The following is a 22,542-nucleotide window of genomic DNA, read 5'->3' on the forward strand; positions in this document are numbered from 1 at the left end:
CCGGCAGGGCGGGGGAAGACGGGGGTCCGGGCGGCCCGGCCACCGGGTTCTCACGCAAGTCGTGCGGCGGCGGGCGGAGCCGGCGTCCCGGGCCCGGACCTCAGCCGTGCTCCGCGTCGTCCACCCGGGCGGCGTCCGCCACGTCGGTGGACACGGGGACGGACACCGGGCCGGCGGCCAGCCGTTCCCGGGCCCGGTCCAGCAGCCGGCGGGTGCGGGGGCACTCGCCGAGGTGCTCCCCGAGGTGCTCGCCGAGGACGTCCAGGGCCGCCGGCAGTCGGCGCGGGTCGACGTCCCGTGCCGCCAGCACCCCCGCCGTCCAGAGGACATAGCCGGTGAACAGCTCGGCGTCGTCGGTGTAGAGGGCGGCGGCGAGGTAGTCGACGAGGTGGGCGGCGTCCTCGGCGATGTGCTGGCGCTGGGTGCCGGTGAGGCCCGCGGGCTCCGGAAGGCGCCGCTCCAGACCGTCCAGCACCGCCTCGACCAGGCGCGGAGCCGCGTCCGAGACCCGGGTGTACTCGTGGTCGGCCAGGTGCGGCAGGTCGTCGACGGCCCGGTGGGCGGGGCGGGGCGGCGGCAGCGGGTCGTCGGCGAGCCGGCCGGCGGCGGAGCGGGCGTCGGGCGCCCAGGCGTCCGCGTGGAAGAGGCGCGCGTAGCGCCCGTCGGGCCCGAAGGCGGCTCCGCCGACCAGCACCGGGACCCCGGCCCCCTGGCAGGCCGTGATCGTGGCGTGTGCGGTGGGGAGCCGGGTGGCGAGCGAGCCGGACAGGGCGACGGCGTCCGGCCCCGTGCGGTGCAGATGGGCGATGAGGTGCGGGGCGGGCACCTGGGCGCCGAGGTAGTCCACGCGCCAGCCGCGCAGTTTCAGCACCTCGGCCAGCAGCCGCGCGGGCAGCGCGTGCCACTCCCCGTCCACACAGGCCACGGTGACCCGCCCGCGCGGGGACTCCGGCGGGGACGGTTCGCCGCGCTGGGCGACGGCGGCGACCACGCGGTCGTTGATGGCGGTGGCCGCGTGCTCGTCGGCCACACTCATGCGGTTCGCGGCCCACTCCACGCCGACCCTGCGCTGGACGGCGCCGATGACGTCGAGGAGCACGCTCTCCGGGTCGAGGCCCGCGTCGAGGGCGCCGAGGGCCGTCCGGGTGGCGGCGTACTCGTCCCCGTCCGTGACGGCCTCCCACAGCTCCCGCGCGTACACGGCGGGGGCCGGGTGCCGCTCCTCCGGGTCTCGTACGGTCATGAGGTGCTCCCGTCCGGTCGGTGTGCCGGGCGGCCGGCGGGCGGAACCGCGCGCGGCGGCGCGATGGCGACCACGGCCATGTCATCGGAGGGGCCGGGCCCGGCCCACTCGCTCGCGAGCATCCGGACGCGCTCCACGACGGCCTCGGGCGGCAGTTCCGCGCACTCCGAGAGCGCCTGCCGCAGCCGCTCGTCACCGAACATCTCCCCGCCCAGCGGCCCGCCCCTGGCCTCGGTGATGCCATCGGTGAACAGCACGCAGGTCTCCCCCGGCGCGAGGGTGGTCCGCGCCGTGACCGTCTCGACGTCCGGAAGCGCGCCGACCAGCGTGCCGGAGGTCGCGGCCTCCTCCACCCGCCCGCCTGCCCGCACGATCAGCGGTGCCGGATGGCCGGCGCTCGTCATCCGCAGCTCCAGCCCGTCGCCGCGGCGGACGGCCGACGTCAGCACCAGGGTCGCGAACCGGGTGTTCTGCGGGGAGTTGAGCAGCGCCCCGTTGAGCAGGCTCAGCACCTCCTGGTGGTCCCCGGCGAGCGGCAGCAGGGCCTCCAGCGTGATGCGGATCTTGCCGGCCAGTACGGCGGCCTGCAGCCCCTTGCCGCAGACATCGCCGAGGACCACCAGGAACCCCGCGTCCCCGTCGCCGTCCGGCAGCGGATGGACGTCGTAGAAGTCGCCGCCGACCTGCTCGCTGTCCGAGGACGCGCGGTAGCCGCCGGCGAACTCGACACCGCCGGCCCGGTGCAGCACCGGTGGCAGGAGTTCACGCATCAGCGTCTCGGTGATCGCGGACTGCTCGGCGTACAGCCGTGCCGCGGACAGTGCCGCCCCCGCCCGGGAGGCGAACAGCCGGAGGAAGAGCTCGCCGCGCTCCGTCAAGCGCGCCCGGCCGGGGCGCAGCAGCAGGACCAGGGCCCCGGCGGGCTTCTCCAGGGGCCCGGGAAGCGTCTTCACCAGGATCGAGTCCACCGGTCCGAACCCCGGCGGAACCACCCATGCGGGCGCCTCCCCGGGAGCGACCCACCGCGGGGGCGGCAGGGGCGCACCGCGCAGGGCCTCGGCGAGACCCGGCAGCCCGGCGAGGTCGCCGCCCGGCGCGCGGCGCACCGGACGGCCTCCGCGCTCGCAGGAGACCACCGGCGGCAGGCGCCCGGGCCCGGCGACCACCACCAGCGCGGCGTCCGCGAAGTGCTCGGCCGCCAGGAGGGCGGTCGCCTCCGCGCAGCGTTCGGGATTCAGCGAGGCCAGCAGCAGGTTGGCGGCCTCCGCCAGGGCTTCCGTGCGTTCCCGCTCCTCGCGGAGCTCGTCGTCCAGGGCGCGGCGGCCGGTGTCGTCGACCAGCCACCACAGCACCGTACCGTCGGGGTACGGGCTGGGGTGCGCCGTGAAGAAGCGCTCCCCGATCCGGCCGCCGGCCGGGCCGTCCTCCGGGCCGTCCTCCGGGCGGCCTCCGGTGAGCCGGTCGTGCGCCTCGGCCAGCCAGGCCGGTGCGGTCTCCCGCAGCCGTGCGCCCGGCAGGACGGCGGGGCGCAGCTCCGCGGCCGCCTCGCTCACCGAGCGCACCACGCCGTCCGCGCCCACCGCCAGCACGGGGTGGGGCGCGGCCCGCCAGGCGGTGCCGAGGCCGGCACCTCCGGCGGCGGTCACCGGGTCTGCGGAACGTTCCACGGGAGCAGGGCACACCGCGGGCCCCTCACCTCGCAACGCTGGACGGCGGTCGGTCCCCCTACCCCGACGATCTCCCGCGCCGGACCGCGCGGCAACCGCACCGCCGCGGTCCGGCCGGTGCGGCCGGGGCAGCGGTCCCCGCCCGCGTGCCCGGCCCCTCCGTCCCCGGCGCCGTCCGCCCGTCGGTTCCGGGCCCGGCCGGTGCCGGGGCCGCTACTCCCCGGGCGCTTCCGGTGCGGTCCGGCCGAGTCCGGCGCGGACGGCCGCCAGGGCGTCGTCGGCACTGGCGTGGACGGGGATCAGCCGGCCGACCCCGGTGAGGTCGAGCAGGCGGCTCAGGGAGTGCGGCGGCGCGGCCAGGGTCAGTGAGCCGTCGCGTTCCCCCGCGTAGCGGAGCAGATTGATGAAGGCGTTGAGGCCGGAGGAGTCACAGAACGGCACGGGGGCCAGATCCAGGACGAGATGGCGCCGGCCGGTGTCCACCAGTTCGAGACCGCGGGACCGCAGGGCGGGGGCGGTTTCGAGATCGAGTTCCCCCTCGACGCGGAGCAGTGCCAGAGGGCCGTCGGTGTGGGGGACGCTGAGACTGAGGGGTTCGGTCATGAGGGCACGGACTCCTACTCCTGCCGGACGGGACGACGAGCGCCGTTGTCGGCGGACGCGGAGAGGGCCCGGGCACCGGACGCGGTGCCGCCGGTTCCGGCGGCCGGGCGGGGCGGGGCGCCGGCGGCACCGCGGCGGCGGGCGGGGCCGGGGCCCGTCGCCCGCCCGGAGGCGGCCCGGGCCCGGGCGCCTCCGGGCGGTGGTATCGCGTGTTCCGCCCCTGACATGCGCCACCCCTCTTCCTCGTATGCCGCGCCCGGCGGCCGGCCGCTCGGAATGTTCAGCGTAGGGCCGGTGCAGACCCTTACAAAAACGCGTGCGACGGGCAGAACGCCCCGCAGGACGGGAGGGAGGGCGGCCGGCCGCCGTCAGTCCCCGCGCTCCCCGGGCCAACCGCCGTACGGAAACGGGACATGGCGGAATGCTACTCTCCGCTTCCTTCGTCCGCGGGGTCCGGGAACCGGCGGACCGGGCGACGGGAGCACTGGACCGGCCGCCCGGAGCCCTTTCCCCCGGTGCGCGCTCGGCACGCCCGCGGCACGCCCGCTCCCGGCCGGGGCCCACGCCCCACCCGGCCCCCGGGCGGTCCCGCCCCGGCCGTGCGGGCCCCTCAGGGCAGAATCCGCCCCGGAACGGCTCCGGCGGCCAGAAAGGCCAGCCGGCTCGGCTCCTGGTCGCCCTCCCAGTCCTCGCTCCAGCCGACGGCTCCCGCGACGACGTGGTCGCGGCGGCGCCCCTCGGCGGTCTCCAGCATCAGCACCCGGTCGTCGCGGCGGGCGTGCCCGGTCTCGGCCAGGATGAGCCGCCGCTCCTCGTCCGTGGCGCAGCGGATCACGAGCCCGCTGTAGTTGATCCCGGTCTTGACCGCCCGCACCGGTTTGAACAGCACGTCGATCCGGGACCGCCGGGTGCCGTCCCGTCCGGTGGAGCGGGCGCGCAGCAGCAGCTGGCCGTGGCTGACGGTGTAGGCCCATACGGAGAAGGCGCGATCGGAGCGGAAGAGTTCTCTGCCGGGGGTGAAGTGGCCGTCGGTGTTCAGCCATACCTCTGAGGTCTCCATGACGGAATCCTGTCAAAAACCGGCCGTTCGGTGAACGCGAAACCATATCTCCGGGACCCTCCGCCGCGCCGCCCCTCCGCCTTCCCTCATTTCCAACAGCAGCCACTGCAAGTCTTTTTGACGAAGAGTCACATAATTTCGGCGGCGGTTCCCGCTCCGGCCCGCCGCTCGCCGGCGGACCCGCCACCCCGCCGCAGGGAGGCCGGAACCCCGCCCCGCCGACGGCGGCCCCCGCACGCGGCCGGCCCCGCCACCGGCCCGGGGAGGCCCGGACGGCGGCCGCTCCCCCTCCCGCCGTCCGGGGACCCTCGTGAAAAGATGCACAAGGGCATGTTTACGATGGACCCGTGTCCAAGCTGACCGCAATCGTGCCCAATCCCCTCGCCCTCATCGCCTCGCGATGGACCCCGTCCCCGCGGACGGTCCGGCTGGCCGCGCTCTCCGCGCTGGTGATGAGCATCGTCATCATCGTCACGGGGGGCGCCGTCCGGCTGACCGGCTCCGGGCTCGGCTGTGACACCTGGCCCAAGTGCTCGGGCGACAGCCTGGTCGCCACCCGCGAGATGGGCCTGCACGGCGCCATCGAGTTCGGCAACCGCATGCTCACCTACGTGCTGACCGCCGCGGTCGGCTGGACGATCATCGCGGCCCGCTCCGCGAAGCCGCGCCGCCGGAGCCTCACCCGGCTCGGCTGGTGGCAGTTCTTCGTCGTCCTGGCGAACGCGGTGCTGGGCGGGATCACGGTGCACATGAAGCTCAACCCGTACATCGTCGCCGGGCACTTCCTCGCGGCCACCGCGCTGCTCACGGTGACGGCGGTGACCTGGCAGCGGACGCACGAGGGCGACGGCGCCCCCCGTCCGCTCGCCGGCCCCCGGGTGCGCGGGCTGGCGTGGGTGCTGACCGCCGTCACCGCCGTTCTGGTGGTCGCCGGCACCGTGGTCACGGGCGCGGGCCCGCATGCGGGGGACAGCAGCAAGGTGCCCCGGATGGGCGTGGACTGGGAGACCGTGACCCGGGTGCACGCCCTGCTCGCCTGGGCGGTGGTCCTGCTGACCGCCGCGCTCTGGCTGGTGCTGCGCGCGGTGGACGCCCCGGGCACGCCCCGCAGGCGCACCGCCCTGCTGATGGCGGTGCTGCTTGCGCAGGGCGCCATCGGTTACGCCCAGTACCTCACCGAACTGCCCGAGGTCCTGGTGGGCCTGCACATGCTCGGCTCCTGCCTGGTCTGGGTGGGGGCGATCCGGGTTCTGCTCTCCCTGCGGGAGCGGCCCGCCGTCCCGGCGGAGCCGTCCGTGCCCCCGGCGCCCCGACAGGAGGGCCCGGCGGTCGCCGCCGCGCTCTGAGCCGGGCGGCCGCCGGCTCACCGGCGGACCGGACGCGGACGGCCTCTCCTCCGGCACGGTGACGGCTTGCGCCGACCGTGCCGGAGGAGAGGCCGTACCGCTGCCCGGAGCGGGCGCCCTCGCGGGCCGTCGTCCGGGCGCAGTCTTCCACGGGCCGTCGTTCCGTTCCGCCGCCGGACGGCCCCGGGGGCGCGGGGGGGCCGTCCCACCGGAACTCCTCCCCGAGGCTCCCAGGGAGGTCAGGCGGCGTTGCGCGGGCCGCCGACCTGGATCCCGGCCATGCGCGACCACTCGTACGGGCCGGTGCGGACCCGGGCCGCCATCTCCCCGTCGAAGTTCTCGTGCACGGTGATGCCGGCCTTCTCCGCAGCGCGCTCCGCGACCGCGTACGACGGTGCCACCAGGTCGCCCCAGCCGTCGTCGGCCCCGACGAGAACGATCCGGGCACCCATCTGCCCGAGGTGCGCGATCTGCCCCTCGGCCGAGCCTCCGTGCCGCCGGGCGAAGGCGCTGATCTCCCGGGCCAGCTTGGCCACCCGGCGTTCGGCCCTCTTGTCCGCGGCCGCGTTCCCGGCCGCCGCGGCGGTGTCTCCGGCGGCCCGGGTGCCGCCCGCGTCCTGCTCCTGCTTGCTGTCTGCCATGACCAGGATGCTACCCACGGGTAGATCAACTGGCGACGGGCCGGATGCGTGGCCTTGACCACGCACCCGGCCCGTCGGACCCGGCTGGGGCGCCCAGTGCCGCACCGGGCGGCGTTCGCCCTGTTGCGACGGCCGGCACTCCCCCAAGCTCTCCGAGCAGGGGGCACCCCCACCCCAAGCTCTCCGAGCAGGCGGCACCCCCACGCGCCGCACCGGCCGAAAGCCCCGTGCGATCCGGTACGAGGACTCCCGGCCGGCACGCCGGGAGTCCTCGTACCGGACGATGCTCCTCACCGGGCACACGCTGCCCGATGCGGCCTCAGCGGAGGAAGGGGTCCACCGCGACGGCCAGGAAGAGCAGGGAGACGTAGGTGATGGACCAGTGGAACAGCCGCATCTCCTTCAGCTTGGCGCCGGTGATCCCGGCCCGGGCGCGGGCCTGCAGACCGTGCGCCTCCTTCAGCCAGAACGCGCCGAGGACCACGGCCGCCACCGGGTAGAACCAGCCGGTGTAGCCCAGCGGCCACAGCAGCAGCGAGACCCCGACCATCACCCAGCTGTAGAGGACGATCTGCCGGGCGACCGCCCTGTTGCCGGCGACCACCGGCAGCATCGGCACGCCCACGCGCGCGTAGTCGTCCCTGACCTTCATCGACAGCGGCCAGTAGTGGGGCGGCGTCCAGAAGAAGATGACCAGGAAGAGGACGAGCGCGGCCCAGGAGACCTCGTTCCGCACCGCGGACCAGCCGATGAAGACCGGCATACACCCCGCGATACCGCCCCAGACGATGTTCTGCGCGGTACGCCGCTTGAGCCACATGGTGTAGACGACGACGTAGAAGAGGAGCGCCCCCAGCGAGAGCATCGCGGACAGCGGGTTGACCAGGAACCAGAACCAGGCCGTGGAGCCGACGGCGAGCGCGGTGGCGAAGACCAGGCACTCGCGCGGCGAGACCATGCCCGTCACCAGCGGACGCTGCGAGGTGCGGTCCATGAGCGCGTCGATGTCCCGGTCGATGTACATGTTGTACGCACCGGCACCGCCGGCCGACAGGAAGCCTCCGATGCAGGTGGCCAGCACCAGCCAGAGATCCGGTACACCCTGCGCGGCCAGGAACATCACCGGGACGGTCGTCATCAGCAGCAGCTCGATGACGCGCGGCTTCGTCAGCGCGAAGAACGCCTTGACCCGGGCATCGAGTGGCCGGTAGCCGGGGCCCATCACGGGCACCCGCACTGGATGGGAATCGACGGCCGTCACGCGCACCCCTGTGGTGAATGACATCGGCGGCTCGGTGCCGCGGGGAGATCCTGCAAGTCCGCCCGGAGCCGAGGGGCCCGGTGACGGCTTGCGCGTACCACGCCACTTTAGACGCCCCGGGTACCGCGCCCGCCGCCGGGGGGTGCCGGACGTGTTGGACGGGCACGACGCACATCCGTTTGAGCAGTTGGGGCACATGACCCGTATGGATGCCCGACGGGTCCGACCCCGCGGGTCACGGGACACCCGGGAGGAGGTGTCCCGCCGCACCGGACGACCCATGGGGGCAGGAGCGCGCCATGGGGACAGAAGCCACCGTGAAGTGCGGTTCCGACAGCTGGACGGTCGAAAGCACGCACACGGGTGCGAGATAGGCTCGACGACGCCCGGTGAGCCAAGTCACCGGCACTGCGACCTTGTGGAGAGGAGCCCTGACCCAGGGTGAGCATCAAGCCGACGACCACAGAGCTCGAGTGGACTGAGCTGGACCAGCGGGCCGTTGACACCGCCCGAGTCCTGGCCATGGATTCCGTGCAGAAGGTCGGGAACGGCCACCCCGGCACGGCCATGAGCCTGGCGCCCGCCGCCTACCTCCTGTTCCAGAAACTGATGCGGCACGACCCCTCCGACGCCGGGTGGACCGGACGGGACCGCTTCGTCCTCTCCCCCGGACACTCCAGCCTGACCCTCTACATCCAGCTCTACCTGGCCGGTTACGGCCTGGAGCTGGACGACCTCAAGGCCTTCCGCACCTGGGGCAGCAAGACCCCGGGGCACCCGGAGTTCGGCCACACCACCGGTGTCGAGACCACCACCGGCCCGCTCGGCCAGGGCATCGCCAACGCCGTGGGCATGGCGATGGCCGCCCGCTACGAGCGCGGACTGTTCGACCCGGAGGCACCCGAGGGCGGCTCCCCCTTCGACCACACCATCTGGGCGATCGTCTCCGACGGCGACCTGGAGGAGGGCATCTCCGCCGAGGCGTCCTCGCTGGCCGGGCACCAGAAGCTCGGCAACCTCATCGCGCTCTACGACGACAACCACATCTCGATCGAGGGCGACACCGCCACGGCCCTCTCCGAGGACGTGCTGCAGCGCTACGAGGCCTACGGCTGGCACGTCCAGCGCGTCGACCAGGCGCCGAACGGCGACTTCGACGTGCGGGCGCTGTACGCCGCGTTCCGGGCCGCGCAGGCCGAGACCGGACGGCCCTCCATGATCGCCGCCCGCACCATCATCGCCTGGCCGGCCCCGAACGCACAGAACACCGAGGCCTCGCACGGCTCGGCGCTGGGCGCCGAGGAGGTCGCCGCCACCAAGCGGGTGCTCGGCTTCGACCCCGAGGTGCACTTCCCGGAGGACGCGGAGGTCCTGGCGCACGCCCGGGCCGCCGCCGACCGGGGCCGCGAGGCCCGCGCCGCCTGGGACAAGCGGATGCAGGACTGGCGGAACGCCAACCCGGAGCGCGCCGCCGAGTTCGACCGCGTCAGCGCGGGCGAACTGCCCGAGGGCTGGGAGCGCAAGCTGCCGGTCTTCGAGCCCGGCAAGGACGTCGCCACCCGCAAGGCCTCCGGTGAGGTCCTCAAGGAGCTCGGCCAGATCATCCCCGAGCTGTGGGGCGGCTCCGCCGACCTCGCCGGCTCGAACAACACCACGATCGACGCCACCTCCTCCTTCCTCCCGGCCGACAACCCGCTGCCCGAGGCGAACCCCTACGGCCGCACGGTGCACTTCGGCATCCGCGAGCACGCCATGGGCTCGACCATGAACGGCATCGCGCTGCACGGCAACACCCGCATCTACGGCGGCACCTTCCTGGTGTTCTCCGACTACATGCGCCCCGCCGTCCGGCTCGCCGCCCTGATGGAGCTGCCGGTCACCTACGTCTGGACGCACGACTCGATCGGCCTCGGCGAGGACGGCCCGACCCACCAGCCCGTGGAGCACCTGGCCGCGCTGCGCGCCATCCCGGGCCTCAACATGGTCCGTCCGGCGGACGCCAACGAGACCTCCGTGGTCTGGGGCGAGATCATCCGCCGGCACACCGCCAGGCCCGCTCCGCACGGCCTGGCCCTCACCCGGCAGAACGTGCCGACGTACGCCGCGAACGGCGGAGCCGCCAAGGGCGGTTACATCCTGTTCGAGGCCGAGGACGCCGACGGGAAGGCCACCGACCCGCAGGTGCTGCTCATCGCCACCGGCTCCGAGGTGCAGCTGGCCGTCGAGGCCCGGGAGCGCCTCCAGGCGTCCGGGGTCCCCGCCCGCGTGGTGTCGATGCCCTGCGTCGAGTGGTTCGAGGAGCAGGACCCGGGGTACCGGGACAGCGTGCTGCCCCCGGCCGTCCGGGCCCGGGTGGCGGTGGAGGCGGGCATCGGCCTGTCCTGGCACCGGTACGCCGGTGAGGCGGGCCGGATCGTCTCCCTGGAGCACTTCGGTGCCTCCGCCGACTACAAGGTGCTGTACCGCGAGTTCGGTCTCACCGCCGAGGCCGTCGAGGCCGCGGCCCGGGAATCCCTCGAAGCCGCGGGTCGCTGACGCCCGTATCCGTACAAGGAGGAGTTGCAACTCTTATGGCAGACGCACTCAAGCGCCTCTCGGACGAGGGCGTGGCGATCTGGCTGGACGACCTGTCCCGCACCTTCATCTCATCGGGTGATCTCGCGGAGCTGATGGACACCAGCCACCTCGTGGGGGTCACCACCAATCCCACCATCTTCCAGAAGGCCATCTCCGCCGGCGAGGGGTACGAGCGGCAGCTCTCCGACCTCGCCGTGCGGCGGGTGACCGTCGAAGAGGCCGTGCGCATGATCACCACGGCGGACGTCCGGGACGCGGCCGACGTGCTGCGGCCGGTCTTCGACGCCACGGACGGCCGCGACGGCCGGGTCTCCATCGAGGTCGACCCGCGGCTGGCGCACAACACCCACGCGACCGTCGCCGAGGCCAAGCAGCTCGCCTGGCTGGTGGACCGGCCGAACACACTCATCAAGATCCCGGCCACGGAGGCGGGCCTTCCGGCGATCACCGAGGTCATCGGTCTCGGCATCAGCGTCAACGTCACGCTGATCTTCTCGCTGGAGCGCTACCGCGCGGTCATGGACGCCTACCTGGCCGGCCTGGAGCAGGCGAAGGCCGCCGGCCTGGACCTCTCCCGGATCCAGTCCGTCGCCTCCTTCTTCGTCTCCCGCGTGGACACCGAGATCGACAAGCGGCTGGACGGCCTGGACACCGACGAGGCGGCCGCCCTGCGCGGCAAGGCCGCGGTCGCCAACGCCCGGCTCGCCTACCAGGCCTACGAGGAGGTCTTCGCCTCCGACCGCTGGGCCGCCCTGGAGCGCGAGGGCGCCAACCGGCAGCGCCCGCTGTGGGCCTCCACCGGCGTCAAGGACAAGGCGTACAAGGACACCCTGTACGTCGACGAGCTGGTCGCCCCCGGCACGGTCAACACCATGCCGCACGCGACCCTGGAGGCCGTCGCCGAACACGGCGAGATCACCGGCGACACGGTGACCGGCGGCTACGAGCAGGCCCGCGCCGACCTCGACGCGCTGGAGAAGCTCGGCATCTCCTACGACGAGGTCGTCCAGCTCCTGGAGGACGAGGGCGTGGAGAAGTTCGAGAAGTCCTGGACCGACCTCCTCGCATCCACCGAGGCCGAGCTGAAGCGACTCGCTCCGGAGGCGTGAACATTGAGCAGCAGCAATCCGCTGCGTGACGTGTCGGACCGGCGGCTCCCGCGCATCGCGGGGCCGTCCGGTCTGGTCATCTTCGGCGTCACGGGGGACCTCTCCCGCAAGAAGCTGATGCCCGCCGTCTACGATCTGGCCAATCGCGGACTGCTGCCGCCGGGGTTCTCCCTGGTCGGGTTCGCCCGCCGGGAGTGGGAGGACCAGGACTTCTGCCAGGTCGTCCACGACGCGATCAAGGAGAACGCCCGGACCCCGTTCCGCGAGGAGGTCTGGCAGCAGCTCAGCCAGGGCTTCCGCTTCGTCCCGGGCACCTTCGACGACGACGACGCCTTCCGCAAGCTGAAGGCGACCATCAACGAGCTCGACAAGGCCCGCGGCACCGGCGGCAACTTCGCCTTCTACCTCTCCGTGCCGCCGAAGTTCTTCCCCACCGTCGTCCGGCAGCTCAAGGAGCACGGGCTGTCGGAGGGGCAGGGCGACTCCTGGCGGCGCGCCGTCATCGAGAAGCCCTTCGGCCACGACCTGGCCAGCGCCCAGGAGCTCAACCACATCATCCACCAGGTGTTCCAGCCCGGTGACGTCTTCCGGATCGACCACTACCTGGGCAAGGAGACGGTCCAGAACATCCTGGCGCTGCGCTTCGCCAACACGATGTTCGAGCCGATCTGGAACCGCAGTTACGTGGACCACGTGCAGATCACGATGGCCGAGGACATCGGCATCGGCGGCCGGGCCGGCTACTACGACGGCATCGGCGCCGCCCGGGACGTCATCCAGAACCATCTGCTCCAGCTGCTGGCGCTGACCGCGATGGAGGAACCCTCCTCCTTCGACGCCAAGGCGCTGGTGACGGAGAAGCTGAAGGTCCTCAAGGCCGTCCAGCTCCCGGCGGACCTGGGCGCCCACACCGTGCGCGGCCAGTACACGCACGGCTGGCAGGGCGGCGAGGAGGTGCTCGGCTACTGCGAGGAGGAGGGCATCAGCCGCGACTCGCGCACCGACACCTACGCCGCCATCAAGCTGTCCGTGGACAACCGCCGCTGGGCCGGGGTGCCGTTCTATCTGCGCACCGGCAAGCGGCTGGGCCGCCGCGTCACCGAGATCGCGGTCGTCTTCCAGCGCGCCCCCTATTCGCCCTTCGACACCACCGACACCCATGAACTGGGGCAGAACGCCCTGGTCATCCGGGTGCAGCCGGACGAGGGCGTCACCATCCGGTTCGGCTCCAAGGTGCCGGGCACGTCGATGGAGATCCGCGACGTGACGATGGACTTCGCGTACGGCGAGTCCTTCACCACCTCCAGTCCCGAGGCCTACGAACGGCTGCTGCTGGACGTGCTGCTGGGCGACGCCAACCTCTTCCCCCGGCACCAGGAGGTCGAGGAGTCCTGGCGCATCCTCGACCCCGTCGAGGAGTACTGGGACACCCACGGCAAGCCGGAGGAGTACACCGCCGGCACCTGGGGTCCCAGGGCGGCGGACGAGATGCTCGCACGAGACGGACGGAGCTGGCGCCGGCCATGAACATCGATCTCACGGACACCACCTCCAGCCAGATCAACTCCAGCCTGGTCCAGGCCCGCCGGGCCGCCGGTTCCCCGGCCGTCGGCATGGTGCTGACCCTCATCATCGTCACCGACGAGGGCAACCACTACGACGCGCTCAGGTCGGCCAGACAGGCCTCCCAGGAGCACCCCTCCCGCATCCTCGTGGTCATCAGGCGGCCGGGGCGCTCGCCCCGGGACCGCAAGCTCGCCCGGCTGGACGCGGAAGTGCGGGTCGGCGGGGAGACCGGCACCAGCGAGACGGTGCTGCTGCGGCTCCACGGCGAACTGGCCCACCACGCCCACTCGGTCGTCCTGCCGCTGCTGCTGCCGGACACCCCCGTGGTCGTGTGGTGGCCGGAGGACGCGCCGGCGCACCCCAACGAGGACCTGCTGGGCAAGCTGGCCGCCCGGCGCATCACCGACGCCTCGGCCACCGAGGACCCGGTCTCCACGCTCGCCCTGCGGGCCGAGACGTACACGCCCGGCGACACCGACCTGGCGTGGACCCGCATCACCCCGTGGCGCAGCGTGCTCGCGGCCGCCCTCGACCAGCGGCACGCGCCGGTCGAGTCGGCCGTGGTCGAGGGCGAGGCGTACAACCCGAGCAGCGAGCTGCTGGCCCTGTGGCTGGCCGACCGGCTGAAGGTGCCGGTGGCCCGCAAGGTGTCGGCGGGGCCGGGCCTCACGGCCGTACGGCTGACGACCGGCGAGGGCGAGGTCTGCCTGCACCGGGCGGACGGCTCGCTGGCGGCGCTGAAGATGCCCGGCCAGCCGGACCGGCATGTCGCGCTCCAGCGGCGGGAAACCTCCGAGCTGATCGCGGAGGAGCTGCGGCGGCTGGACCCGGACGAGGCGTACGCCGCCACGGTGCGCTTCGGCGCCGGGCGGCTCGGCAAGCAGACGATCCAGCCGGAGACGGTGAACGGGGCACGGACGGCCCCGGCGCCCGGGGCACCGGCCGCCGGGCGGACACCGTCCGGGCCGGAGCCGGAGAAGCCGCCGGCCCCGGCCCTCCGGGCGCCGGAGGCCCCGCGGCCCGCGCCCCGGGGACCGTCCGGCTCGCCGGGGGCCTCCGCCGGGGCGGGCTCCCCCGGTGCTCCGGCAGCGCCCGGTTCCACCCGCGCACCGACGCCGCCGCCTCCCCCGCCGGGGGCGCGCCCGCTGGAGAGCACCCGGCCGCAGCCGCCCCGTACGGATCCGGGCGGCGCGGGCCCGGCCGGGAGGCCGGCCCCGTGAGCACTCCGCAGATCGTCGTCCACCGCGACAAGGAACTGATGGCCGGGGCGGCCGCCGCCCGGCTGATCACGAAGATCGTGGACGCCCAGTCGGCGCGCGGCTCGGCCTCGGTGGTGCTCACCGGCGGCCGGAACGGCAACGGGCTGCTGGCCGCGCTCGCCGCGTCGCCGGCGCGGGACGCCGTGGACTGGACGCGGATCGACCTGTGGTGGGGCGACGAGCGCTTCCTGCCCGCGAACGACCCCGAGCGCAACGAGGTCCAGGCCCGCGCGGCCCTGCTGGACGCCCTGCCGCTCGACCCGGCCCGCGTCCACCCGATGGCCCCCTCCGACGGTCCCCACGGTCCGGACGTGGAGGCCGCGGCCGAGGCGTACGCCGAGGAACTGGAACGGGCGGCCGCCCCGGAGGACCACGGACCGGTGCCGGCCTTCGACGTGCTGATGCTGGGAGTCGGCCCGGACACCCATGTGGCTTCGCTGTTCCCGGAGTTGTCGGCCGTCCGGGAGACGGAGCGGACGGTCGTCGGGGTGCACGGCGCGCCCAAGCCGCCGCCGACCCGGATCTCCCTGACCCTGCCCGCGATCCGCGCGGCCCGCGAGGTGTGGCTGCTGGCGGCGGGCGGGGACAAGGCCAAGGCGGTGGCGCTCGCGCTGTCCGGTGCCGGGGAGATCCAGGTGCCGGCGGCGGGCGCGTACGGCACCCGCCGCACCCTGTGGCTGCTCGACCGGGCCGCCGCGGCCGGGCTGCCGCGCGGGATGTACCCGCCCGCGTCCCCCTGACGCGTCGCCCGCCGGGCCGCTCGTACCGGAAACGGCCCGGGGCCGTGCACCGGAGTGCACGCTCCCGGGCCGTTCCGCCGTTCCGGGGCCTTCCGTTCCCCGGTTGTCCCCTAGCGGCCGCGCAGGGTGCGGTAGCGGGAGACGAGGGCGGCCGTGGAGGCGTCCAGGCCGGGCACGTCGGCCCCCTCGGTGAGCGCGGGCTCGATCCGCTTGGCCAGCACCTTGCCCAGCTCGACGCCCCACTGGTCGAAGGAGTCGATGTTCCAGACGGCGCCCTGCACGAAGACCTTGTGCTCGTAGAGCGCGACCAGCTGGCCGAGGACCGAGGGGTTCAGCTCGGGGGCCAGGATGGTGGTCGTGGGGTGGTTGCCGTGGAAGGTGCGGTGCGGCACCTGCCCGGCCGGTACCCCCTCCGCCTCGACCTCCTCCGCCGTCTTGCCGAAGGCGAGCGCCTGGCCCTGCGCGAAGAGATTGGCCATCAGCAGGTCGTGCTGGGCCGCCAGCCGGTCGTCGAGCTCGCCGGCCGGGCGGGCGAAGCCGAGGAGGTCGGCCGGGATCATCTTGGTGCCCTGGTGCAGCAACTGGTAGTACGCGTGCTGCCCGTTGGTGCCGGGTGTGCCCCAGACGACCGGCCCCGTCTGCCAGCTCACCCGGCGGCCCTCGCGGTCCACCGACTTGCCGTTGGACTCCATGTCGAGCTGCTGGAGGTACGCGGTGAACCGGGAGAGGTAATGGCTGTACGGGAGCACGGCATGCGACTGGGCGTCGTGGAAGTTGCCGTACCAGATGCCCAGCAGGCCGAGCAGCAGCGGGGCGTTCTCCTCCGGCGGTGCGCAGCGGAAGTGCTCGTCCATGAGATGGAAACCGGCCAGCATCTCGCGGAAGTGGTCCGGGCCGATGGCGATCATCAGGGACAGCCCGATGGCCGAGTCGTAGGAGTACCGGCCGCCGACCCAGTCCCAGAACTCGAACATGTTGGCCGTGTCGATGCCGAACTTCGCGACCTCCGGGGCGTTGGTCGAGACCGCCACGAAATGCCGGGCCACCGCCGCCTCGTCGCCGCCGAGTCCGTCCAGCAGCCAGCTGCGGGCGCTGGTGGCGTTGGTGATGGTCTCGATGGTGGTGAAGGTCTTGGAGGAGATGACGAACAGCGTCGTCTCCGGGTCCAGGCCGCGCAGGGCCTCGTGCAGATCCGCGCCGTCGATGTTGGAGACGAAACGGAACGTCAGCTCCCGTGCGGTGTACGGCCGCAGCACCTCGTAGGCCATGGCCGGCCCGAGGTCGGAGCCGCCGATGCCGATGTTGACGACGGCCCGGATCGGCTTGCCGGTGTGGCCCCTCCACTGGCCCGCGCGGACCTTGTTGGCGAAGACGCACATCTTGCCCAGCACGGAATGGACGGCGGGGACCACGTTCTCCCCGTCCACCTCGATCACGGCGTCGTGCGGGGCGCGCAGCGCGGTGTGGAGCACCGCCCGGCCCTCGGTGTTGTTGATCTTCTCGCCGCGGAACATCGCGTCCCGCAGACCGGCGACCCCGGTCGCCGCGGCGAGATCGCGCAGCAGAGCGAGCGTCTCGTCGGTCACCAGGTGCTTGGAGTAGTCCAGATGGAGGTCACCGGCCTGGAGGGAGTAGCGTCCGGCACGCTCCGGGTCGCTCGCGAAGAGCTCCCGCAACCCCACCTCCCCCAGTTTCTCCCGGTGCTGAGCCAACGCGGTCCACTCCGGCATGCGGTCCAGCCTGCCGCGGCCTTCTGCGTTCATCTCGGACATCGACCCACTTCTTCTCGTACGAGCCCCCACTGCGTCTTCCAACCTAAGGGATCACACCGCGGCAGGAGGTGTCTCCCCGCTGCCCGGGGCGCGGAGCGCCGGCAGCAACGCCAGTACACCGAGCGCGAAGAGACCGGCGGTCAGCAGCGCGGGAGCGTTGAGGCCCCAGAAGGCGGCAGCCGCGCCGCCCAGCACGGCCCCGAGCGGGGCACCGCCGGTGGACAGGGTGCGGCTCCCGGCACTCACCCGCCCGAGCATCCCGGACGGGCTGCGCTGCTGCAGCATCGTCACCTCGGTGACGTTCCAGATCATGCCGATGACCCCGAAGACCCCCAGAGCGGCCAGGGCGGCGGGCAGACTGCGCACCGAACCGAGCACGGCCAGACAGCCGGTCTGCAGGACGAGACCCAGGACCAGGGCGCGGGCCTGCCCGATACGGCGGGTGGCCCGGCCGGCGACCAGGCCGCCCACGACGCTCCCGGCGCCGTAGGCCGTGAGGATGGCGGCATAGCCGGCCTCGCCCGCGTCCAGCCAGCCGGTCACATGGAGCACCAGCGTCGCGATCAGGGCCCCCATGCCCACGCTGGACAGCGCGTTGGCAAGGCACAGCGACCGCAGCACCCGGTCCCGCCACAGGACCCGCACACCCTCCGCGATGTCCCGGCGGAGGGTCCGCCCCCGGGATCGCGGCTTCCGTTCGGGCGCGCTGCCCCGGACGGAGGCGACGAGAGCCGCCGCCACCAGATACGTCGCGGCGTCGGCGGCGTAGGGCACGGCGGCGCCCAGGGCGAGCGCCGCCGGGACCAGCGGCGCGGCGACGAACGACCCCGCGATCTGCTGGCCGGTCATCAGCCGGGCGTTCGCCGAGGAGAGCGCGGAACCGGGGACGACGGAGGGCAGCAGGGCCGTGGCGGCGTTGTCGAAGACGGTCTGGAGGGTGGTGAGGGCGAAGGCCAGCGCGATCAGCAGGGCGATCGTCGCGAGACCGAGGGCCACGGCCACCGCGAAGGCCGCCATCAGCGCGCCCCGGAGCACGTCCACGGACCACATGGCGCGGCGCTGGTCCACCCGGTCGGCCACGGCCCCGCCGATCAGCCCGAAGAGGAGCCACGGAAGGAACCCCGCGGCGGTCACCAGGGAGACCGGCAGCGGGTCGTCCGTGAGCCGCACCGCGAGCAGCGGCAGCGCCGCCCCGCGCAGGGCGTCACCGAAGCGGGACAGGACGGCGGCCGTCCACAGCCTCCCGTAACCGCCCCGCCAGGCGGGCACCGCCGGGGCGGGCCCCGCCGCCCCGGTCGTCACGGCTCCGGCCCCCGCGGCCGTGCCCGCGTCCGTGCCCTCGTCCGTGCCCTGTGGTGCGCCCTCGCCGGGGGCCGTGTCCGAGCCCCGGCCCGCGCCCCGGTCGGTGTTCGTGCCCGTGTGCGCCGTCATCGCACGCCCCGCCGCCCCCCGCCGTCACCGGCTCCGTAGGTGTCTCCCGTACGCCGGAGAACCTATCCGCGGGCACTGACAACGGCATCGGGAGCATCCTCGTCCGGGATGCCCGAGGGGCCGGAAGCCCCGGTTCCGGAGGCGTTCGGGAAGTCCCGCGGGCCCGGCCCCGGGCGGGCAGGCCGACGGCCCGGCCGCCAGGGCTCGCCTGGCGGCCGGGCCGTCGGAAGATCGTGGTGCCGGTGTTCGCGGGCTCTGCGCGAGTCTCTCAGATCTCGCCGCGGAGCTTGGCCAGCGCCTCGGCGAGGATCGCCTCGCCGTCGGCGTCGCTGCGCCGTTCCCGCACATACGCGAGATGGGTCTTGTACGGCTCGGTGCGCGGCGGGTCCGGTGGGTTCTCCCGGTCCTGACCGGCGGGGAAGCCACAGCGCGGGCAGTCCCAGGTGTCGGGGACCTGCGCGTCGCTGGCGAAGCTCGGCTGCGTCTCGTGCCCGTTCGAGCACCAGAAGGAGATGCGGAGGCGCGGAGCGGACTCGCCCCGCTCTGCCTCCCCCATCGGCCCCGCGCCGACCCGGCTTCCACGGATCGCGTTGCCACTTGCCACGGTCGTAACTCCCTGCGTGATGGTGCTGCGAAGCATCGGTAGGCAGCTCAGCTACCGGGCGCCCCAGTCTATGCAAGGCCCAACGCGCGTCCAGTGGCCGAGTTGCAGAATCCGCCCCGCGGACGCAAGCCCATGATAGGCCGCGAACACGACGACCCGTCAGCTGTCCAGCTTCATCAGGATGCCCAGCGCGACGATGCAGGCGAACCAGAGAAGCCCGATCACGACGGTGATGCGGTCGAGGTTGCGCTCGGCCACGGAGGACCCGCCGACGGAGGACTGCATGCCGCCGCCGAACATGTCGGACAGACCGCCGCCCTTCCCCTTGTGCATGAGCACCAGCATCATCAGCAGACCGCTGAAGATGATCAGGGCGATCGAGAACCCCATAACCACGACTGGACCAACTCTCTCGGGCTTGACGGCTGACTGCGGCAGTTCGGGGGCCGGCGGCTGTGCGCCGTCCCGGCCCCCGACAGAGTACGCCGGACTGTGCTCTCCGGCCTACTTCCCGGTCTGCTTACTGGTCGCGGAACCGGACGATCCTGACGAACTCGTCGGCGTCCAGCGCCGCGCCGCCGACCAGGGCCCCGTCCACATCGGGCTGTGCCATGATCGCCGAGACGTTGCCGGACTTCACGGAGCCGCCGTACTGGATCCGGACCCCGTCCGCCAGCTCCCGGCCGTAGAGCTCGGCCAGGCGGCCGCGGATCGCGCCGCACACCTCCTGGGCGTCCTCGGGGGTGGCCACCTCGCCGGTGCCGATGGCCCACACCGGCTCGTAGGCGATCACGATGGACGCGGCCTGCTCGGCCGGGACGTCCTTCAGGGCGCCGTCGACCTGGGCGAGCGTGTGCGCGACCTGGTTGCCGGCCTTGCGGACGTCCAGGCCCTCGCCGACGCAGAGGATCGGGGTCAGGCCGTGCTTGTACGCGGCCTTGACCTTGGCGCCCACGATCTCCTCGTCCTCACCGTGGTACTGCCGGCGCTCGGAGTGGCCGATCGCGACATAGGTGCACTTCAGCTTGGCGAGCATGGAACCGGAGATCTCGCCGGTGTAGGCGCCGTTGTCGTGGGCGGAGACGTCCTGGGCGCCGTAGGCGATCCTCAGTTTGTCGCCGTCGACCAGGGTCTGCACCGAGCGCAGATCGGTGAAGGGCACCAGAACGGCGACCTCGACGGCGTCGTAGTCCTTGTCGGACAGGGCGAAGGCGAGCTTCTGGACGTGCGCGATGGCCTCAAGGTGGTTGAGGTTCATCTTCCAGTTGCCCGCCATCAGCGGGGTCCGGCCGTGGGCGGGAGCGGTCATGCGGGGTCAGTCCTCCAGTGCGGCGAGGCCGGGGAGCGTCTTGCCCTCGAGGTACTCGAGGCTCGCGCCACCGCCGGTCGAAATGTGGCCGAAAGCGTTCTCGTCGAAGTCCAGCTGCCGCACGGCGGCGGCGGAGTCGCCACCGCCGACCACGGTGAAGGCCGGGCTGTCGACGAGAGCCTGGGCGACCGCGCGGGTGCCCTCGGCGTAGTCCGGGTGCTCGAAGACGCCCATCGGGCCGTTCCAGAAGACGGTGGCCGCGTCGGCGAGCTTCGAGGCGAAGAGCTTACGGGTCTCCGGGCCGATGTCCAGGCCCTGCAGATCGGCGGGGATGGCGTCCGCGGACACCGTGACCGGGTTCGCCGGGGCCTTCGCGTGCAGGTCCGGGAACTCCGCGGCCGCCAGCACGTCGACGGGCAGCACGAACTCCACGCCCTGCTTCTCCGCCCGCGAGAGGTACTCCCGGACGGCGGGGATCTGGTCCTCCTGGAGCAGCGAGCCGCCGACCTCGTGCCCCTGGGCCTTGAGGAAGGTGTACGCCATGCCGCCGCCGATCAGGATGCGGTCGGCCTTGCCCAGCAGGTGGTCGATCACGCCGAGCTTGTCGGAGACCTTGGCGCCGCCGAGCACGACGGCGTACGGCCGCCCGACGTCCTCGGTGAGCTTCTTCAGGACGCCGACCTCGGTGGCGATGAGGCCGCCCGCGGCGTGCGGGAGACGCGCCGGGAGATCGTAGACGGAGGCGTGCTTGCGGTGCACCGCGCCGAAGCCGTCACCGACATAGAGGTCGGCGAGGGCGGCCAGCCGGTCGGCGAAGGCGCCGCGCTCGGCGTCGTCCTTGCTGGTCTCCCCCGGGTTGAAGCGCAGGTTCTCCAGGACGGCGACCTGGCCGCCGGCGAGGCCCTCCACGGTGGAGCGGGCACGGTCGTCCACGGTGTCGGCCGCGAACGCCACGTCCCGGCCCAGCAGTTCACCGAGGCGCGCGGCCGCGGGAGCGAGGGAGAACTTCGGGTCCGGGGCACCCTTGGGGCGGCCCAGATGCGAGGCGACGATCACCTTGGCGCCCGCGTCGGCGAGCCGGGCGATCGTCGGGAGGACGGCGCGGATGCGGCCGTCGTCGGTGATGGTGGTGCCGTCGAGCGGCACGTTGAGGTCGGCGCGGACGAAGACCCGCTTGCCCGCCACCTGGACGTCGTCGATCGTCTTCATGAGGGGACTCCTTGTGAACCGGTGAACCGGTGAACCCGGTGAGCCGGGGTGCCTGATCAGGCAGCAGGGCCCGCGCGTTGCGGCCGCGGGCCCTGCTGCCTCATGTCGAGCTGTCCGGTGCGGCGGTGGTCAGAGCTTGCCGCCGACGAAGGTGGTCAGGTCCACCAGACGGTTGGAGTAGCCCCACTCGTTGTCGTACCAGCCGACGACCTTGACCTGCTTGCCCTGCGCCATGGTGAGCAGCGAGTCGAAGGTGCAGGAGGCCGGCCAGTTGACGATGTCCGAGGAGACGATCGGGTCCTCGGTGTACTCCAGGACGCCCTTGAGCTGGCCCTCGGCGGCCTTCTGGAAGGCCGCGTTGACCTCGTCGCGGGTGACCTCGCGGTCGAGTTCGAGGACGAGGTCGGTGACGGAGCCGGTCGGGACCGGGACGCGCATGGCGATGCCGTCCAGCTTGCCCTTGAGCTGCGGCAGGACCAGCGCGGTGGCCTTGGCGGCACCCGTGGAGGTCGGGATGATGTTCTCCGCGGCGGCACGGGCGCGGCGCAGGTCCTTGTGCGGGAAGTCGAGGATGCGCTGGTCGTTGGTGTAGGCGTGGACGGTCGTCATCATGCCCTTGACGATGCCGAAGGCCTCGTCGAGCACCTTGGCCATCGGGGCCACGCAGTTGGTCGTGCAGGAGGCGTTGGAGATGACGTGGTGCTGCGCGGCGTCGTACTTGTCCTGGTTGACGCCCATGACGACGGTGAGGTCCTCGTTCTTCGCGGGCGCGGAGATGAGGACCTTCTTGGCGCCGGCGGCCAGGTGCTTGGCGGCGTCGTCGCGCTTGGTGAAGATGCCGGTCGACTCGATGACGATGTCGGCGCCGAGTTCGGACCAGGGCAGGTTCGCCGGGTCCCGCTCCGCCATCGTCTTGAAGGTCTTGCCGCCGACCGTGATGGTGTCCTCGGTGTGGCTGACCTCGGCCTGCAGACGGCCCAGGATGGAGTCGTACTTGAGCAGGTGTGCCAGGGTCGCGTTGTCGGTCAGGTCGTTGACACCGACGATCTCGATGTCCGCACCCTGCTCCAGGGCTGCCCGGAAGTAGTTGCGGCCGATGCGGCCGAATCCGTTGATGCCTACGCGGATCGTCACGAACCGATCTC

19 protein-coding genes are annotated in these 22,542 nt (G+C 73.0%); 6 read left to right on the top strand and 13 right to left on the bottom strand.

Annotated elements, in window-relative coordinates:
- Window positions 1-100 precede the first annotated feature (100 nt).
- The 4 genes from KBZ10_RS21475 to KBZ10_RS21490 all read right to left on the bottom strand — a co-directional run bounded on the left by KBZ10_RS21475 (window position 101) and on the right by KBZ10_RS21490 (window position 4,573).
- Window positions 101-1,243 (bottom strand): B12-binding domain-containing protein, encoded by a 1,143-nt coding sequence (locus KBZ10_RS21475; RefSeq protein ID WP_210989323.1) that lies wholly within the window; start codon window positions 1,241-1,243, stop codon window positions 101-103.
- Entirely contained in the window at window positions 1,240-2,910 is a 1,671-nt protein-coding gene (locus KBZ10_RS21480; protein ID WP_374223392.1) for a PP2C family protein-serine/threonine phosphatase, read from the bottom strand. Before KBZ10_RS21480 ends, KBZ10_RS21475 begins: the two co-directional genes overlap by 4 nt.
- Window positions 2,911-3,123: 213 nt before the next feature.
- On the bottom strand, window positions 3,124-3,513 hold the full coding sequence (locus tag KBZ10_RS21485) for an STAS domain-containing protein (protein ID WP_210989324.1): 390 nt from the start codon (window positions 3,511-3,513) through the stop codon (window positions 3,124-3,126).
- 610 nt (window positions 3,514-4,123) lie between these two features.
- On the bottom strand, window positions 4,124-4,573 hold the full coding sequence (locus KBZ10_RS21490) for a hypothetical protein (RefSeq protein ID WP_210989325.1): 450 nt from the start codon (window positions 4,571-4,573) through the stop codon (window positions 4,124-4,126).
- A gap of 347 nt (window positions 4,574-4,920) precedes the next feature.
- On the opposite strand from KBZ10_RS21490, the gene KBZ10_RS21495 reads away from it, so the two are divergent.
- Window positions 4,921-5,919, top strand: a complete 999-nt coding sequence (locus KBZ10_RS21495) for a COX15/CtaA family protein (RefSeq protein WP_307847539.1) — start codon at window positions 4,921-4,923, stop codon at window positions 5,917-5,919.
- A gap of 239 nt (window positions 5,920-6,158) precedes the next feature.
- Here the strand turns inward: KBZ10_RS21495 and KBZ10_RS21500 are convergent, their stop codons facing one another.
- Both KBZ10_RS21500 and KBZ10_RS21505 read right to left on the bottom strand, forming a co-directional pair.
- On the bottom strand, window positions 6,159-6,560 hold the full coding sequence (locus tag KBZ10_RS21500; RefSeq protein ID WP_247702741.1) for a hypothetical protein: 402 nt from the start codon (window positions 6,558-6,560) through the stop codon (window positions 6,159-6,161).
- A gap of 319 nt (window positions 6,561-6,879) precedes the next feature.
- Window positions 6,880-7,821: a heme o synthase gene (locus KBZ10_RS21505; protein WP_210989360.1), complete on the bottom strand. Its 942-nt coding sequence runs from the start codon at window positions 7,819-7,821 to the stop codon at window positions 6,880-6,882.
- A gap of 441 nt (window positions 7,822-8,262) precedes the next feature.
- On the opposite strand from KBZ10_RS21505, the gene tkt reads away from it, so the two are divergent.
- Genes tkt through pgl form a run of 5 tightly spaced genes read left to right on the top strand, consistent with a single transcriptional unit; the run spans window position 8,263 to window position 15,072 of the window.
- Complete coding sequence (gene tkt, locus KBZ10_RS21510; protein ID WP_210989327.1) at window positions 8,263-10,356, top strand: transketolase; 2,094 nt, start codon at window positions 8,263-8,265, stop codon at window positions 10,354-10,356.
- Window positions 10,357-10,391: 35 nt separating this feature from the next.
- A complete protein-coding gene (tal, locus tag KBZ10_RS21515; RefSeq protein ID WP_210989328.1) occupies window positions 10,392-11,507 on the top strand; it encodes a transaldolase in 1,116 nt (371 codons plus the stop codon).
- 3 nt (window positions 11,508-11,510) lie between these two features.
- Entirely contained in the window at window positions 11,511-13,034 is a 1,524-nt protein-coding gene (gene zwf / locus KBZ10_RS21520; RefSeq protein ID WP_210989329.1) for a glucose-6-phosphate dehydrogenase, read from the top strand.
- Window positions 13,031-14,293, top strand: coding sequence for a glucose-6-phosphate dehydrogenase assembly protein OpcA (opcA, locus tag KBZ10_RS21525; protein ID WP_210989330.1), 1,263 nt, complete (start codon window positions 13,031-13,033; stop codon window positions 14,291-14,293). The genes zwf and opcA overlap by 4 nt, the downstream gene beginning before the upstream one ends.
- Window positions 14,290-15,072, top strand: coding sequence for a 6-phosphogluconolactonase (gene pgl, locus KBZ10_RS21530; protein ID WP_210989331.1), 783 nt, complete (start codon window positions 14,290-14,292; stop codon window positions 15,070-15,072). The genes opcA and pgl overlap by 4 nt, the downstream gene beginning before the upstream one ends.
- 110 nt (window positions 15,073-15,182) lie before the next feature.
- On the opposite strand, the gene pgi is transcribed toward pgl, so the two are convergent.
- From pgi to gap, 7 genes are all read right to left on the bottom strand, one after another.
- Complete coding sequence (pgi, locus tag KBZ10_RS21535) at window positions 15,183-16,835, bottom strand: glucose-6-phosphate isomerase (RefSeq protein WP_210989361.1); 1,653 nt, start codon at window positions 16,833-16,835, stop codon at window positions 15,183-15,185.
- Between the two features lie 60 nt (window positions 16,836-16,895).
- Window positions 16,896-18,146, bottom strand: a complete 1,251-nt coding sequence (locus tag KBZ10_RS21540) for an MFS transporter (protein WP_374223395.1) — start codon at window positions 18,144-18,146, stop codon at window positions 16,896-16,898.
- A gap of 397 nt (window positions 18,147-18,543) precedes the next feature.
- Window positions 18,544-18,879, bottom strand: a complete 336-nt coding sequence (locus tag KBZ10_RS21545; RefSeq protein ID WP_078649359.1) for an RNA polymerase-binding protein RbpA — start codon at window positions 18,877-18,879, stop codon at window positions 18,544-18,546.
- Window positions 18,880-19,038: 159 nt separating this feature from the next.
- Window positions 19,039-19,269: a preprotein translocase subunit SecG gene (secG, locus tag KBZ10_RS21550; protein WP_210989333.1), complete on the bottom strand. Its 231-nt coding sequence runs from the start codon at window positions 19,267-19,269 to the stop codon at window positions 19,039-19,041.
- Window positions 19,270-19,399: 130 nt separating this feature from the next.
- Window positions 19,400-20,188 carry a triose-phosphate isomerase gene (tpiA, locus tag KBZ10_RS21555; protein WP_210989334.1) on the bottom strand — a complete coding sequence of 263 codons (789 nt, stop codon included), beginning with the start codon at window positions 20,186-20,188 and terminating at the stop codon, window positions 19,400-19,402.
- A gap of 6 nt (window positions 20,189-20,194) precedes the next feature.
- On the bottom strand, window positions 20,195-21,397 hold the full coding sequence (pgk, locus tag KBZ10_RS21560) for a phosphoglycerate kinase (protein WP_210989335.1): 1,203 nt from the start codon (window positions 21,395-21,397) through the stop codon (window positions 20,195-20,197).
- Window positions 21,398-21,526: 129 nt separating this feature from the next.
- Window positions 21,527-22,531 (bottom strand): type I glyceraldehyde-3-phosphate dehydrogenase, encoded by a 1,005-nt coding sequence (gap, locus tag KBZ10_RS21565; RefSeq protein WP_030544640.1) that lies wholly within the window; start codon window positions 22,529-22,531, stop codon window positions 21,527-21,529.
- Window positions 22,532-22,542: the final 11 nt, after the last annotated feature.

Origin of the sequence: Streptomyces sp. F63 (genome assembly GCF_018070345.1) — a bacterium.
Lineage (GTDB): Bacteria > Actinomycetota > Actinomycetes > Streptomycetales > Streptomycetaceae > Streptomyces.

What these genes read in the sequence shown, in the direction of transcription:
- pgi (WP_210989361.1), bottom strand. Translation starts at nt 16,835, where the DNA reads ATGAACGCAGAAGGCCGCGGCAGGCTGGACCGCATGCCGGAGTGGACC.
- tal (WP_210989328.1), top strand. Translation starts at nt 10,392, where the DNA reads ATGGCAGACGCACTCAAGCGCCTCTCGGACGAGGGCGTGGCGATCTGG.
- KBZ10_RS21500 (WP_247702741.1), bottom strand. Translation starts at nt 6,560, where the DNA reads ATGGCAGACAGCAAGCAGGAGCAGGACGCGGGCGGCACCCGGGCCGCC.
- KBZ10_RS21475 (WP_210989323.1), bottom strand. Translation starts at nt 1,243, where the DNA reads ATGACCGTACGAGACCCGGAGGAGCGGCACCCGGCCCCCGCCGTGTAC.
- KBZ10_RS21490 (WP_210989325.1), bottom strand. Translation starts at nt 4,573, where the DNA reads ATGGAGACCTCAGAGGTATGGCTGAACACCGACGGCCACTTCACCCCC.
- pgk (WP_210989335.1), bottom strand. Translation starts at nt 21,397, where the DNA reads ATGAAGACGATCGACGACGTCCAGGTGGCGGGCAAGCGGGTCTTCGTC.
- tpiA (WP_210989334.1), bottom strand. Translation starts at nt 20,188, where the DNA reads ATGACCGCTCCCGCCCACGGCCGGACCCCGCTGATGGCGGGCAACTGG.
- opcA (WP_210989330.1), top strand. Translation starts at nt 13,031, where the DNA reads ATGAACATCGATCTCACGGACACCACCTCCAGCCAGATCAACTCCAGC.
- KBZ10_RS21485 (WP_210989324.1), bottom strand. Translation starts at nt 3,513, where the DNA reads ATGACCGAACCCCTCAGTCTCAGCGTCCCCCACACCGACGGCCCTCTG.
- secG (WP_210989333.1), bottom strand. Translation starts at nt 19,269, where the DNA reads ATGGGGTTCTCGATCGCCCTGATCATCTTCAGCGGTCTGCTGATGATG.